The 14,684-nt window shown below is 45.9% G+C and carries 13 protein-coding genes, 2 pseudogenes and 2 riboswitches; of the genes and pseudogenes, 14 read left to right on the top strand and 1 reads right to left on the bottom strand.

The window, feature by feature from the left end; translation table 11 throughout:
• Positions 1-85 precede the first annotated feature (85 nt).
• From mnmA to AB432_RS16450, 3 genes are read left to right on the top strand one after another with little or no spacing between them, the layout of a single operon-like run.
• Positions 86-1,198 carry a tRNA 2-thiouridine(34) synthase MnmA gene (gene mnmA / locus AB432_RS16460; RefSeq protein ID WP_048033198.1) on the top strand — a complete coding sequence of 371 codons (1,113 nt, stop codon included), beginning with the start codon at positions 86-88 and terminating at the stop codon, positions 1,196-1,198.
• 22 nt (positions 1,199-1,220) lie between these two features.
• Positions 1,221-1,550 carry a hypothetical protein gene (locus AB432_RS16455; RefSeq protein ID WP_048033197.1) on the top strand — a complete coding sequence of 110 codons (330 nt, stop codon included), beginning with the start codon at positions 1,221-1,223 and terminating at the stop codon, positions 1,548-1,550.
• Between the two features lie 39 nt (positions 1,551-1,589).
• Entirely contained in the window at positions 1,590-2,102 is a 513-nt protein-coding gene (locus AB432_RS16450) for an ACT domain-containing protein (protein WP_048033196.1), read from the top strand.
• Positions 2,103-2,135: 33 nt separating this feature from the next.
• Here the strand turns inward: AB432_RS16450 and AB432_RS16445 are convergent, their stop codons facing one another.
• On the bottom strand, positions 2,136-2,957 hold the full coding sequence (locus AB432_RS16445; protein WP_048033195.1) for an alpha/beta hydrolase: 822 nt from the start codon (positions 2,955-2,957) through the stop codon (positions 2,136-2,138).
• Between the two features lie 170 nt (positions 2,958-3,127).
• Positions 3,128-3,328: riboswitch (cobalamin riboswitch) on the top strand.
• A gap of 160 nt (positions 3,329-3,488) precedes the next feature.
• Between AB432_RS16445 and nrdI the strand changes: the two genes are divergently transcribed.
• The 11 genes and pseudogenes from nrdI to AB432_RS16385 all read left to right on the top strand — a co-directional run bounded on the left by nrdI (position 3,489) and on the right by AB432_RS16385 (position 14,682).
• Positions 3,489-3,848 (top strand): class Ib ribonucleoside-diphosphate reductase assembly flavoprotein NrdI, encoded by a 360-nt coding sequence (nrdI, locus tag AB432_RS16440; RefSeq protein WP_015891428.1) that lies wholly within the window; start codon positions 3,489-3,491, stop codon positions 3,846-3,848.
• A complete protein-coding gene (gene nrdE, locus AB432_RS16435; protein ID WP_048033194.1) occupies positions 3,835-5,919 on the top strand; it encodes a class 1b ribonucleoside-diphosphate reductase subunit alpha in 2,085 nt (694 codons plus the stop codon). The genes nrdI and nrdE overlap by 14 nt, the downstream gene beginning before the upstream one ends.
• Before the next feature lie 55 nt (positions 5,920-5,974).
• Positions 5,975-6,925: a class 1b ribonucleoside-diphosphate reductase subunit beta gene (nrdF, locus tag AB432_RS16430; RefSeq protein WP_048033193.1), complete on the top strand. Its 951-nt coding sequence runs from the start codon at positions 5,975-5,977 to the stop codon at positions 6,923-6,925.
• An 88-nt stretch (positions 6,926-7,013) separates the two neighbouring features.
• A riboswitch (cobalamin riboswitch) is annotated at positions 7,014-7,213 on the top strand.
• A 114-nt stretch (positions 7,214-7,327) separates the two neighbouring features.
• Positions 7,328-7,785, top strand: a pseudogene (locus tag AB432_RS16425) (5-methyltetrahydropteroyltriglutamate--homocysteine S-methyltransferase); the annotation flags it as partial.
• A gap of 736 nt (positions 7,786-8,521) precedes the next feature.
• Positions 8,522-8,578, top strand: a pseudogene (locus AB432_RS31530) (hypothetical protein); the annotation flags it as partial.
• Positions 8,579-8,644: 66 nt separating this feature from the next.
• Complete coding sequence (locus AB432_RS16410; RefSeq protein WP_048033191.1) at positions 8,645-8,872, top strand: hypothetical protein; 228 nt, start codon at positions 8,645-8,647, stop codon at positions 8,870-8,872.
• The gene (locus AB432_RS16405) at positions 8,872-10,728 is read left to right on the top strand and encodes a J domain-containing protein (protein WP_053079597.1); all 1,857 of its coding nucleotides are present in this window, start codon (positions 8,872-8,874) and stop codon (positions 10,726-10,728) included. The genes AB432_RS16410 and AB432_RS16405 overlap by 1 nt, the downstream gene beginning before the upstream one ends.
• A gap of 13 nt (positions 10,729-10,741) precedes the next feature.
• Positions 10,742-11,407: a DUF1266 domain-containing protein gene (locus AB432_RS16400; RefSeq protein ID WP_053079596.1), complete on the top strand. Its 666-nt coding sequence runs from the start codon at positions 10,742-10,744 to the stop codon at positions 11,405-11,407.
• A 128-nt stretch (positions 11,408-11,535) separates the two neighbouring features.
• Entirely contained in the window at positions 11,536-11,874 is a 339-nt protein-coding gene (locus AB432_RS16395) for a hypothetical protein (RefSeq protein ID WP_048033190.1), read from the top strand.
• 578 nt (positions 11,875-12,452) lie between these two features.
• On the top strand, positions 12,453-13,340 hold the full coding sequence (locus AB432_RS16390) for a MurR/RpiR family transcriptional regulator (RefSeq protein ID WP_048035857.1): 888 nt from the start codon (positions 12,453-12,455) through the stop codon (positions 13,338-13,340).
• A gap of 40 nt (positions 13,341-13,380) precedes the next feature.
• Positions 13,381-14,682 carry a CapA family protein gene (locus tag AB432_RS16385; protein WP_048033189.1) on the top strand — a complete coding sequence of 434 codons (1,302 nt, stop codon included), beginning with the start codon at positions 13,381-13,383 and terminating at the stop codon, positions 14,680-14,682.
• Positions 14,683-14,684: the final 2 nt, after the last annotated feature.

Below are 14,684 nucleotides of genomic sequence, written 5' to 3'. Positions count from 1 at the left end.
CGGGCAAAAGTGCAACAAAACATGATTTGTTTTGTGAAACATGGTAATCTGTAATGGTACAAATTGAAAAAGAGGAGAAAGACTTATGAAGCGACCAGAAGATACACGCGTCGTTGTCGGCATGTCCGGCGGAGTCGACTCCTCCGTGACGGCTTACCTGCTTAAGCAACAGGGATATGACGTCATCGGCATCTTCATGAAAAACTGGGATGATACCGATGAATTCGGCCACTGCACGGCGGAAGAAGACTTCCAGGATGTCCGGCGCGTCTGTGAACAGATCGGCATTCCATATTACACGGTAAACTTTGAAAAAGAATACATGGACAAGGTATTCCAGTATTTTTTGGATGAATATAAACGGGGACGTACACCGAATCCGGATGTCATGTGCAACCGTGAAATCAAGTTCGGTGAGCTTCTCGCCAAGGTCATGGATCTTGGGGCAGATTATATTGCTACCGGCCATTACGCGCAGGTCAAGTACATCGATGGTGAGTACAAGCTGATTCGTGGTGCTGACAACAACAAGGACCAGACTTACTTCTTGAATGTATTGGGCCAAGAACAGCTATCCAAAACGATGTTCCCGATTGGTCATCTCCCGAAACCGCAAGTAAGGGAGATCGCAGAGAAAGCAGGACTCTATACAGCGAAAAAGAAAGATAGTACAGGGATCTGCTTTATTGGTGAGCGCAACTTCCGCGAGTTTTTGCAAAACTATTTGCCTGCCAAACAAGGAAATATCGAGACCGTAGATGGAGCAGTCATCGGTACGCACGACGGACTGATGTACTATACACTGGGTCAACGACAAGGCTTGGGTATTGGCGGAGGTCATGGCACGAGCGGACAGCCTTGGTTTGTTGTAGACAAAGATCTGGAGCGGAATGTCCTGATCGTCGGTGAAGGCTCTGATCATATCCGTCTGTACTCGAAGAGTCTCTTGGCGACCAACGTGAGCTGGGTGAGTGACAAGAAGCCTTCCGAAACGTTTACTTGTACAGCGAAATTCCGTTATCGCCAGCCGGATCAGGGAGTAACCGTTCACCCACTGGAGGATGGTACCGTAGAAGTTGTATTTGATCAGCCGCAAAAAGCGGTGACACCTGGTCAAGCTGTCGTCTTCTACGATGGGGAAGTATGCTTGGGTGGCGGTACGATTGACAAGGTACGCTTAGTCGATAAAGAGAACTAAGATAAGACGGGGGAAGCACTCGGTGGATGCTGCGAAAAAATCAAAAGTGATTATCGTTTCGTTTTTGGCGGGAGCGGTTCTCTTGGCGATCATCTCTTATTTCGGGATGGCCTCCTTGGGGAAAGAGCATATGGCGACGATCCAAAACGTCATCAAGGAGAACGGCGGGGTTGTTACCTCGGGTGGAGTGACAGCGGTTCCGCTGGAAGAAAGTCCTTTTACTAACAGCGGAAAAGGCAATACCATCTACCGCATCTATTATACGAAAGATGGGCAAACGTTGACGGCTTGGTATCGTGCTGATAATGAATCCTCCATCAAGAAAGAGCCGGAAGCATGGATTCTGCCGTGAAAACAAGGATAAACCTGACTGGGAGAGTGAAGGCATCACATGACCCAACATGCTGGACTGCGTGAGCTGGCTGAACTGATTCGAAGACTCGAGCCAGAGTTAGCGAGTGCACAATTAAGTATTCTTGCTCATGAAAATAAAGAGGAAATCGCAACGCTGTTAGTGGAAGGACTCGGTACGAAGGTACCTGTCCAACATAGCTCCGGCGAATATGCGAATCATTTGGCGGTTTTGCGGGTAGGGGCGAACAAGTACACCTTCGCGCAAGATTGGAGAGAAGTGTACATCAGTGAAATCAATTACTGCGCGTGTCGCATACCTCCAGGGGCCCATGGGTTGTTGGTTCACCATATCGATTATCCAGGCGTGATTTATGACGTCTCACGAAAACTGGCTGAATATCAAATCAATGTTTCCAAGTTGAATGTATCGCGCGAGCAAAAAGGGAAGAATGCCCTGCTTATCTCTGTGACCGACGAAGAGATTACACCGACGATTGTAGCTGCCATCGAAGAGCTGCCCCAAATCACCAAAGTGTTATCTCTACAGTAAGCGAATCATGATAAACAAAAACTGCCCGTTTTTTTAGCGGGCAGTTTTTTTCGTAGCGAATTTGAGTCCTTGGCTAACCAAGACTGGCAAAACGGACGAATGATTTTCGGCAACAAATTCTTGGAAGGAAGCTTTGATTTGACCTTTGCCCATGGAGGCTAATCGTTCGACCATCGCCAGGGATTTTTCTTTGACCAAGAACCGGCCATCGTTTTCCAGCTCTCCAATGGTGAGGAGCGCATGGACGTCGAGGTCATCTGTCAGCAGGCTCGGCAATTGGCTCTCCTTCGTAAGCAGGACACTCTCATTCCAGTGGATCGAGGGACTGCCAGCGATATACCGCTGAAAAGCGTGTGGTCTCGATAAAAGTACATGCAAGACAAACAAGCCCCCTAGCGAATGTCCAAAAATCGCTTGCTGCGTCCGATCGATGGGGAAGTCGTTTTCGATGCTAGGCTTGAGCTGCTCCTCCAAAAAGGTGAGGAACTGCTCTGCTCCCCCCATCTGAGGCCAGGCGGCTCCTTTTGGGTTGCCAGGAAGCTCTGAGGCGGGAACTTCATAGGTGTAATCAAAGAAACGGGCAGGATGGTACGGATCGTCCGTTGGATACCCAATCCCGACGACGATAGCAGGATACACGCCAGTTCGTTCAGGGCCACGTGATTGTATCCGTATCGCTTCGGTCATGGTGGCAAAAACAGAGTTGCCATCTAGCAAATATATGACGGGAAAGCCTGATTCCGGAGGGGGGGCGGCAGGAACACTTACGAAAATATGATAGTCCCGCTCTTGATAAGTCATGCTTTTACTGTAAGAACGAGGAATGACGACAGGTTGATAGTCGGTGCTTTTCATGAGGGCTACTCTCCAATCTTTCCATGGCTAACCAACACGCACAAAATCTATTATATGAACGAGAACCAGAGATTAGCAATAGCCGAAAAAGGAGAATAGTTAGTTTTCGAAAAGAGCGCATACTGAGCTTGACTCCTACGATATATTGAGGTAAAGTAAGTTTTACCAACTACATATTGATGCGGTAAGGTGTTTGCCAGCCAGATTTGGTAGACTTAATAGGGAAGTCGGTGAGAATCCGACGCGGTCCCGCCACTGTAATGAGAGAGTTCCATTTGCGAAAGAATGCCACTGATCATGAACGATCGGGAAGGTGAGAATGGAGCGATGATCCAAAAGCCAGGAGACCTGCCTAACCGCTTGCACTGTTTAACCTACGGGAGATAGGGAAGTGTTCGAGCGCTCAATTCGCATTGGCGAATTGCTAGATGGAAGTCATCACGCGCATTCGGCATGTAAACGTCGGATGCGCTTTTACTTTGGCTAAATAACATACATACAGAGTAAAAAATGCAGGATAGGATGAGGGACATGCTAATCGCTTATGATTCAAAAACAGGAAACGTCCGAAGATTCGTCAACAAAATTAATTTGCCACATGTGGAAATTGATCAAGATATGGTGCTGGACGAGCCATTCATTTTGATCACATACACGACGGGATTCGGACAAGTGCCGGAGAAGGTGGCGACGTTCCTGAAGCGAAATCATGTCCATCTGCGCGGAGTATCTGCCAGCGGCAACCGCAACTGGGGAACCAGCTTTGCCAAAAGCGCGGATACGATCGCGAGCCAATACGGCGTTCCGGTGATTTCTAAATTTGAACTGTCCGGTACCGGCCGTGACGTGGAACAATTTACGAGTGGGGTGGCAGCAATTGCGGCATATTGAATTGAACAACGAACTGATGCAGCGTGGCAATGACGGATTTTATCAACTGGAAAAGGATCGGGAAGCGGTTGCGGTCTTCATGGAAGAAGTGCAGTCCAACACGATGACTTTTGGCAGTGTCAAAGAACGCATGGACTATTTGATCGAGAATGACTTCTATGAAAACGTCTATGAAACATACACTGTTGAGCAGGTCGATGAAGTTTTCCGTTTGGCTTATGATGCTGATTTTCAATTTGCTTCGTACATGGCTATCTCCAAATTTTATAAAGATTACTCCTTGAAAACGAACGATAAATCGATGTACTTGGAGCAGTATCCAGACCGGGTGGCCGTTGTGGCACTGTCCCTTGGACAAGGTGACTTTGAGCTCGCCAAGCGTTTAACAGTATCCATGATGGATCAACGCTTGCAGCCAGCGACACCAACCTTCCTGAACGCAGGCAAAAGCCGCCGTGGAGAAATGGTCTCCTGCTTCTTGCTCGAAATGGATGATTCACTGAACTCCATCAACTTTATTTTGGGAACTTGTATGCAGCTATCCAAAATTGGCGGCGGTGTAGCCGTGAACCTGTCCAAGCTTCGCGGACGGGGAGAGCCGATCAAAGGCGTCGAGGGCGCAGCAAAAGGTGTCATGCCCGTTCTCAAGCTGTTGGAGGATGCGTTTTCCTACGCGGATCAAATGGGGCAACGCAAAGGCTCAGGAGCAGCGTACTATAACATCTTCGGCTGGGATATCAACGAGTTTCTTGATTGCAAAAAGATCAATGCAGATGAAAAAGCACGCATCAAAACGTTGTCCATCGGCCTGATCGTACCAAATGTGTTCTACAAGCTGGCTGAGGAAAACAAGCCATTGACTGTGTTTGCTCCGTTCTCCGTGTACAAAGAATACGGCGTGCATCTGGATGATATGGACCTCGATGATATGTACGAGGAGCTCTTGGCAAACGATCGCATCAAGAAAAAGACTGTGATGAGCGCACGCGAGATGTTGACCAAAATCGCGATGATCCAAATGGAATCAGGCTATCCGTACATCATGAACAAGACGAATGCGAACAACAACCATGCGCTGAAAGATCTTGGTTCGGTGAAAATGTCCAACCTGTGCACGGAAATCTTCCAGCTACAAGAGACTTCGACGATCACCAATTACGGCGAGATGGATATCATCCGTCGCGATATTAGCTGCAATCTGGCATCGCTCAATATCGTCAACGTGATGGAACGCAAAATGATCCGTGAATCCGTCCACGAAGGAATCGAAGCCATTACTGCCGTCAGTGACATGACGCGTGTAGAAAACGCTCCAGGCGTTCAAAAGGCAAACCGCGAGCTGCACTCCGTAGGGCTTGGTGCGATGAACCTGAACGGTTATCTGGCAAAGAACAAAATCGCTTACGAGAGTGAAGAAGCGAAGGATTTCGCTCGTACGTTTTTCATGATGATGAACTTCTACTCCTTGGAAAAAAGCATGGAAATTGCCAAGGAAACAGGTAAGACCTTCTTGGGCTTTGAACAATCGGAATATGCAAAAGGTACTTATTTTAACAAGTACGTAACGAACGATTACAGTCCGCGGACGGAAAAAGCAAAGCTTCTCTTCGAAGGAATGCACATTCCGACACCAGAGGATTGGGCTGACCTACAGCAAAAGGTGCAAAAGCATGGCGTTTACCATGCGTACCGTTTGGCGATTGCACCGACACAGAGCATTTCCTACATTCAGAATGCGACTTCTAGCGTGATGCCAATCGTCGAGCATATCGAAACGAGAACGTATGCCAACTCGACGACGTATTACCCGATGCCGTACTTGTCGCAGGAAAACTATTTTTACTACAAATCGGCGTATGTGATCGATCAATTCAAAGTAATTGATTTGATTGCCGAAATTCAAGAGCACATCGACCAAGGAATATCGACTGTGCTGCACGTGAACAGCAATATTTCAACCAGAGAACTGGCTCGCTATTACATTTACGCAGCGAAAAAAGGTCTGAAGTCACTCTACTATACACGTACGAAGCATTTGACTGTAGAAGAGTGCATTAGCTGCGCTGTTTAGTGAACTCGATTTATAAATGGATAAGCATCAAGCACAAAGAGAAGAGGAACGCCATATGAAAGCAGTCAATTGGAACAGGCCGGACGACGATTTTACGATGACGTTTTGGAATCAAAACATCATGCAGTTCTGGACGGATGATGAGATTCCGCTGTCAGATGACAAAATGTCATGGATGGAGCTCAGTGCGACTGAACGGGACACGTATAAAAAAGTATTGGGCGGTCTCACCTTGCTGGATACAGTTCAGGGTGGAGTAGGGATGCCGAAGATCATGGAGCATGTCGATGGACTGCAAAGAAAAGCGGTTCTCGCCTTCATGGGCATGATGGAGCAAATCCATGCCAAATCGTACAGCAGTATTTTTACAACGCTGGCATCGACAGAAGAGATCGACGGTATTTTTTCGTGGGTAGAAAACAACCCACATTTGCAAAAGAAAGCCACCCTCATCTCGAAACGCTATCAAGAAATTGAGAATCCAAAAGACTTGTACATGGCGATGGTAGCGTCCGTCTTCCTGGAAAGCTATCTGTTTTACAGCGGCTTCTTCTATCCGCTCTATTTGGCGGGGCAAGGAAAGATGACAAGCAGCGGGGAAATTATCGACCTGATTGTTCGCGACGAGAGCATCCACGGACTCTATGTCGGCGTTCTCGCGCAAGAAGTCTATCAAGGTCTGAGTGTGGTCGAGCAGACCGCAGCAAAAGAGGAGCTGTATGCCCTTTTGCATGAGCTGCAAGAAAATGAAGAGGCTTATACGACGTCGTTGTATACGGAAATCGGATTGGCTGACGAGGTTCATGCTTATGTGCGCTACAACGCGAACAAAGCATTGATGAACCTGGGGCTGGACCCGCTATTCCCGGAGGAAGAAGTGAACCCGATCGTGCTGAACGGCATTCGCACGCAGACGAAGCAGCATGACTTCTTCTCGAAAAAAGGAAATGGTTATGTCCGCACGCTAAACGTAGAGCCGTTGACTGATGCTGATTTTACATTTTAGTATGACAAAAAATGGATTCTGTGTTACTTTATGAACAGTATGCTGCCCTGCTCGTTTACTGGGGGGCACTTCACAGAACCATGACAATTTCATAGGAGTGGGAACAGGTTCTTTGGTTAGCAAGATCGACCAAGGATGAAAAGGGAAGTCGGTGAGAATCCGACACGGTCCCGCCACTGTATGAGGGGAGTCGGCACATTTATCAGCCACTGATCCAAATGGATTGGGAAGGCATGTGCAGATGATGATCCCAAAGTCAGGAGACCTGCCTGTTTCGACGACACTGCTTAACCTACGGGAGATAGGGAGGTGTTAGGATGCTGTGATCTCAGTGCTTATTTGGCATTTCTAACGTTCTTTTTGATCGTTGGAGATGCCTTTTTTATTGGGCGGGTTCAAGTCATGAAAAGCAGCAATTTGGGATATCCACGGATCGGGAAGAACCGCGAGTGGAAAAAGGGGTCGAGCTGATCCCTGTGGGTGACTTTACGTACTACGATCACATGCTGGATATGGCTGTGATGTTTGGAATGGTCCCCAAGCGTTATGAATACGAGGGAGGCCCGGTTTCATTAGCCCCATACTTCGCCATGGCTCGCGGTTCGAAGGATGCTGTGGCCAGCGAAATGACGAAATGGTTTAACACGAACTACCATTATATCGTCCCGGAGTTCGGTGAACGACAACCAGCCATAACCGAGAACAAGCCTCTCTTGGCATATTTGGAGGCCAAAGAAAAGTTTGGCATCATCGGAAAGCCTGTTCTGGTAGGCCCGTATACATTTGTCAAATTGTCAAAAGGATATGAGAAAAACGAATTTGAGATCGTTGTGGATCAACTCGTTCCGCTCTACATAGACGGGGAAGAGTATTTGGCAGGCCAGGTTAGATCGGAACTTTCAAAAAACTTAATCTTAGATAGGATACAACGAGTTGTTTCCGGGGAAACAGAAATATCCGAAGGGACAGGAAATTTATACAGTTCCGAAATACGGAGGGATTATACTCGAATTTATAACTAATAAGTTGAGGGACAGCTAGAAGCGGGTATAGACTCTGGCGAGGAATTGGAGTCGTTCATTGAAACGAAGTATTTTGCGGAGCTCGTTACGATTTGGATGGATGCTCTAAATGAGCATCGACAACAACGTAAGAACTGATAGTATTTGAGAAGACCGAAGTAGATAGCCACATAAAGCCGCTTGTTTAGTTAAGCGGCTTTTTTATATATGCCTTCATGTACGCATAATATGACTGCGATTGAAATATACCCATGTTGAGAGCTCAAAACCCCCTGTAGGAAATGTTGTTTTCCTGTATGGGATTTGAAAGGGTACAGAGTGTAACTTTTTGTACTTTTTTTTATGTTAAATAAAATGTTCGCATAATTAATCGTTATTATCTTACCACTTTAACGTTTTCCTCCCTTTCCACCATCCACTAAAAAAAACATTTACGCCTTATCCCTAAATATGGTATAACCGTCTCCATGATCAATCTTCCAATAAGGAAGCCGGTTTCATTCGCCTTCCCAGGGATGACATGCCACTCTCCTGAAGATTCCCGTCTCTCACAAATGTTCACGCGCTCAAGGGCATCTCGCTGGAAGTTAGTCAAGGCGAAGTCGTCACGCTGATCGGGGCGAACGGCGCGGGAAAATCTTATCATGATCGCCAAACTGCGACACCTTGCCAATCCGAGTCAAGTGGCCTTAACGAATTGAGAGATATCAAAATCCATCCGTGTGACAGGGCCGAAAATAGATTGTTGCTTGCTCGGGGTGAACGGATGTATGAAGAATCCCTTGGGGACAAGCGCACAGAAATTGCATATTTACTGGAAAAGTTCGAAGCTGTGTTAGCCACACAAGATCAGCAACTGATAAAAAAGGCAACTTTAGCGTTTAAAAAACAACTGGATCATTTAGAAGGGTGGTTCGACTACTAATGGGTGTGTGGGAAGTACTGGGGATTGAACCCACAAAAGATATTCAATCGATTAAAAAAGCCTACTCCAAAAAACTGAAGGTTCACCACCCAGAGGATGATCCGGAAGGCTATCAAAGGCTAAGAGAAGCATATGACCATGCAGTGAAGGCTGCGAAAAAGGGAGAAATCAAAGAAACTGGCCCGTCGTTCAGCGATGAAAACAACATCCATATCTGGCCCAATCCTCCCAACACCGTCGAGCTAACAGTTGAAACTATAGACCGACTAGAAGAGATTGACCCAGTAGATGAATTCATGGAACAAGTTGAAGAGGTGTATTCTGATTTCTCTTCCCGTATCAGGCATGAACAATGGTCAAAGCTTTTAAATAACGATATTGTCTGGAATGTAAGGCTCAAAGAAATAGTAGAAGTAACATTATTGGATTTCTTGCATGAACATCGGTTTCTCCCTAAAAGAGTTTGGGAATTCATCGAATACTGTTTTCGTTGGCGTGAACTAGCAACAGAAGATCCGGATGATCGAATGGAGCATTTCACCGAAGAGTTTTACCATTTTTATTGTAGACAATTGGATGAACCTGCTCTTCGTTATACCTTTATACAGCATGCAGACGATTTAGACTACGATGTGTTTCTGAACAAGCGGGAGACGGCATATCAGGCACTTAAGGAAAACAATCTGGAACTGGCAGGTCAATCGCTTGATGAAGCATATGCGATGTATTCAGATGATCCTGACTTGCTTCGGCTACAGGGTGAATACTTCCTTCGAATGGGTGAAATGGAGTCTGCTCTTGCTGCAATGGAACACGGAATCCGTATTTATCCAGATGACATCGATTGGTATCTGATTCGATCTCGGATATGGTATGAAACCCATCAATTCGTAGAAGCAAAAGACGAATGTCTGTACATCCTCTCACGTATGCCTGCCAATATGGGTACCCTGCGTCTGTTGGGGAAATGCCTCATTCAACTTGGTGAGTTAGAGAAGGCAGAGGAGAACTACTTGAAGATATTGGAGAGTTTTCCGAATGATATCGATGCCATAACCAGCCTTGCACATATCCGTTCTGAGATGGTGGAGCGGGCCAAGCGGAGGCCCTTTTTCACCAGAAGATCAGTCATAAAGAGATTGTATAAAAAGCTTGGGAAGCCCAATTTTTTTGGCAGTGTGAAACTGTTTTGGATGCAGTTGCCCAAAGTAGGTGTCGTATTCACTCTATCCTTCATTCTTTTTCTACATGTTTTGTTCTCTAATTCTTTCATCAATGATACCGGATTAACACCTATTGCCTATCTAAAAAATAGGATTCATCCTGTAGAACTATCTTCCACTGAGGTGCTGAATCAACTGGATTATTCTGATATCGCCCAAATAAAGCTTCCCAGTGTTCATTTTCTAGGAATAACAGAGTATCAAGCAAAAGCCCAAACCGGTGCTATCAGTACTCGATATAATTCTTCCTACAGTAAGCAACGTAATTGGGCTCGGAGCATTCTCCCCACAGGATGGTTTTATGTTGCTAAGATTGATAACTCATCAATCGTTTTATTGGTCTCAGATGCCAATCAAGCAGTGCAGATACAAAAAAGTAATTTCATTGATTCGCCAGGAACAATCGTGAAAATGCCGCAAGAGTTACCTGATTATGTATGGGAAGTTTTACAGATTACAGACTTTGGATCCAAATACAAAGATTCCAAATTTGTTGTCGATAAACTAATTGTTGTACATAATGTCACTAATGAAGTTCCCGTTAAAGCATTGATTTATTCCGTATTGTTACTAGTTCTCTATGCATTTTTGCTTCGACTGTTTGTCAGAACCTACAAAACGGTCCGATTCTAATAAGGAGGAACCGATGGCACCCACCGTTCTTACATATAATCAGAAGGGTCACAGATTATTTCTGCGAGCTCTTTCGTCTGTTTGCTTTAGCAAAAGTGGAGCCTACTATTATGCGTTATATCATGAAAATTTAAGTAGACGAACGTGCCTATTTCTTCTTAAGGAAAAACAGATTACAGATAAGACCGCACTTATTGATACAATAAAATGGCTCATATCGGAAGGGAAGAGGGAAGAATTCAATCGTCTCCGTCATTTCTTATTTACTTTTTCCGAATCAGAACGAACGGCATACATTCAAGCGTTACCCGAGGACCATCAATCGAAATCTCAGTTGATTCTTGTCGATTACTATTCGAGATGTCTACCTTCAGAGGGGATTGCTGCTCATGACTATGCTTGGTGTATCCTTTTATCCAGAGCTGGTTTGAAACTGGGTTACTTGCAAAAGGATCAGGCAATCGAATATATGTTGAGTGCTGCAAGACTGGCACAACAAGCGTATTCCGGATGGAGTGAATATATTGCCGGTTTTGTGGCAGGAATTGATTTTTTAATTCAGGATACGTCTTTCCAAACTGCTAAAGAAAATCGAGGTTTCTACACCAAGCTGCTCGCCTCTAGGTACAGTCCCATGCGTCAAGTTGATTGGAATGTAGCTCTCAACAGTAGTGAATGATCTGACCTTCGTGAAATATCAGTCTTCAATGCCCAAAGAATGCCATTCATTTCATATGACAATGTCGTAATACTTTCACCATGTACACGTTCTTCAAAATATGGGATGATCATTCTCGAAAGGCATAAATGGAAGCAGCAATACTGCTTCAGGCCATTGCCATACGAAAAACAGAGCAGAAAATCAGTGTAGAGGAAGCGAAGAAAAAAGCGATCGCAGCACTCGCACCTTATCTTGACCCGGCGTTAACGGAGCTATCGCTTATCGTAGAGACTCCTGAAGCAGATATTCCGGAGTGGGTAGACAAGAACAAGCTGGATAAGGAAGAGGATAAATCGTATTCATTCACTTTCCTCGGAAAACGCAACGGGATCGAAGTATCTGACGAGTCTTATATGGTGGGGGTAGACAAGGAGAGCTCCCGAACCGCAATTAGTCTATCAGCGCAAATGGAAGAATGGCTATAGCTTTATCGATGCTTCGACAGGGGAGCTGTCAAGGTGTCTCGCCAATAAATGACGACAGCCGATTTGCTCTTGCAGCAATATCGGCTGTTTTTGGTGCGCCTAGCATGGGCGTCGTCTCAAGGATGGAAGTCCCGAACGGGGGCAGGCGAGTGGATACTTAATTACCGATGGTAGATATTCATTTGAAAACATATGGTGTAAAAGGCCGAACAGAGATTTTGAAAAGCAAATACTTAGTGCATTAGACAACAAACCTATGATTGGTTTAAAAGAAACTAGGGCTATAACTTTGAATTAGTAAACGCAGTTATTGGTTTAAAATGAAAACTAAGCTATTGAATGGATGGAGCTGGTGCGAATTAGAGAGCACAGGGGAATGCGGCTGGATATCAAATGAATGTCTCAGCACGGAACGATAAAGACGAGAGAAGGGGCCTTCCAACTGTGGAGGTCCCTTTTCTTTATCCAGCAAAATGAAGCATGAACTACATTTTCTAAGAGGTATTGAAGTGATTTATTGCAAAGGATATACTATTCTCAAAATTAAAACAAATCAGAATGATAAAGGAGCTTCAGGCATGGCACAACTCGTAAAAGAACGGATTCGGAAGCAGTATGGAAAGCTGACAGCAAGCCAAAAAATCATCTGTAAGATCGCGATAGAAAAGCCAAGCTTACTTGCGATCCATACCGCCAAAAAAATTGCGGAATTTACGAATACCAGTGAAGCGACTGTCATTCGCTTTTGTTATGCGTTGGGTTACTCCGGATACACAGAGCTTCAGGAAGAAATCAAAAAGTCTCTTTTAATAGGAGACCAAAGGAAGGGGCCGATCCAGAAATATCGAGACACCGAGGTTACGCTCGATCTGAGCAATTACGCGCATCAAGTGATGGAAAGCGATATTGCGTATCTTCAACAAGGCTTGCAGCAAATGGACTACACGTTGCTTCAAGAGGTGGTAAAAAGCATCGTGCAGGCAAACCGAATCGTAGTGGTAGGGTTTCGTTGGTGCCATATTCCTGCAAAATGGCTGTTCTCAGCGTTGAATGCCATCAAAGGAAACACACATCTGTATACGGGAGCAGTTGATAACGCCGATTATTTTCTCACCGAACGAGATCAAGAATGGCTGGTTATTGCGATTTCATTTCCTCGTCATCCCAGCGAAACGGTTGCAATGGTTCATTCAGCAAAAGAGCTGGGAGCGAAAATTTTGGCGATTACGGAAGGCGAGTTCTCCCCCATCAGCCAAGTCGCAGATCATCTACTGAAAATCACCACACCCCAACCTGTTGCCACTAGCGGTATGCCCACATTATTCTCCATGCTAAATGTCTTGATTAAAGGCGTCATGCTCCACGACGCGGAAAATGTCCGGAAACGATTGCAGCACTATGATGAAATCAGCTCGAGGCTATACTCGTTTGTCGGAGAGGATGAGGAAGACTTCTCGATCTTTTGAAAGCAGAAAAAATGAGAAAAGGGAAAGGGGAATCCTACCAATGACCAAGCCGATTTGGTTCACAGCGACTGGCGACAGCTTCATTACACGCAATCTGCCATACAGGGACCAAGCTTTTCAAGAGTTATCCAGCTTGCTGCACCGTGCGGACGTACGCATTGCGAATCTGGAGACGACCGTACACGATCATGAGGGCTATCCTAGCGCGCAGAGCGGAGGCACGTGGGCGATGTCTCCACCTTCCGTTTTGCAAGTCATGAAAGATTACGGCTTTAACATGATTGGCTGGGCAAATAACCATACGCTCGATTATTTGTACGGGGGACTGGAAGCAACCGAGAGATATCTCAATGAGTATGGCTTCGTCCATGCTGGCGCAGGCAAAAATCTCGCTGAAGCGGGAGCGCCGCGTTATCTCGAATGCGAAGGGGCCAGGGTAGCCTTGATCGCTGCGACGTCGACTTTTCATCCATGGTGGGCGGCCGGAGATCAGCGTTCAGACAGTATTGGCAGACCAGGGATCAATCCGATGCGCTATGTCATGACGCACCACATTACGGAAGAAAAGCTCGCTGATTTGCAAGCCATTGCGGAGGCGACGGACATTAACGCCTTCAACAAGCTTCTAATCGAGGAAGGCTTCATGAACGATCCGGGTAAGGAGGTCTTTCTTTTCGGAAATGCACGTTTCATGGTAAGCAACCAAGAAGGGACGACTACTCAGCCGCATCCACGCGATCTGAACAGAATCGTCAAAACGATTGAGGAGGCAAACAGGAGGGCTGATTACGTTATCGTGAGTATTCACGCTCATGAGATGAAGGGGGAAGCGAAAGAGGTTGCGGCTGATTTTTTGCCTGTTTTTGCAAAAGCTTGCATCGATGCGGGCGCACATGCAGTGGTGGGACATGGCCCACATTTATTGCGAGGCATTGAAATCTACAACAATCGGCCGATCTTTTACAGCTTGGGAGATTTTGTTTTTCAGACAGAGGCTGTTACGAGTCAACCTGCTGATTTCTACGAGCACTACGGCCTCGACCACACTCATAATGTGGCAGATGCGCTGGAAGCGATGAGTGCCAATTACACACGCGGACTCTGTGTGCACAAAGAGGTGTGGGAGTCGGTTATTCCCTTGTGGAAAATGCAAGATGGTGAGCTGCTCGAACTGGAGCTGTATCCGATTGAATTAGGCTTTGATCTGCCTGTACATCGTATGGGGTGGCCGAAATTAAGCGGGGATACCTCGATATTGGAAGGGCTCAAGACTTTAAGTGAACCATATGGCACAGTGATTGAGATCATGGATGGAATTGGGCGCGTGAGGCTTTCAAAATAGCG

The sequence above is a fragment of the Brevibacillus brevis genome (assembly GCF_001039275.2).
Classification (GTDB): Bacteria; Bacillota; Bacilli; order Brevibacillales; family Brevibacillaceae; genus Brevibacillus; species Brevibacillus brevis_C.
Note: the sequence above shows the minus strand (reverse complement) of the source record. Positions and strands in the feature narration are given on the sequence as shown.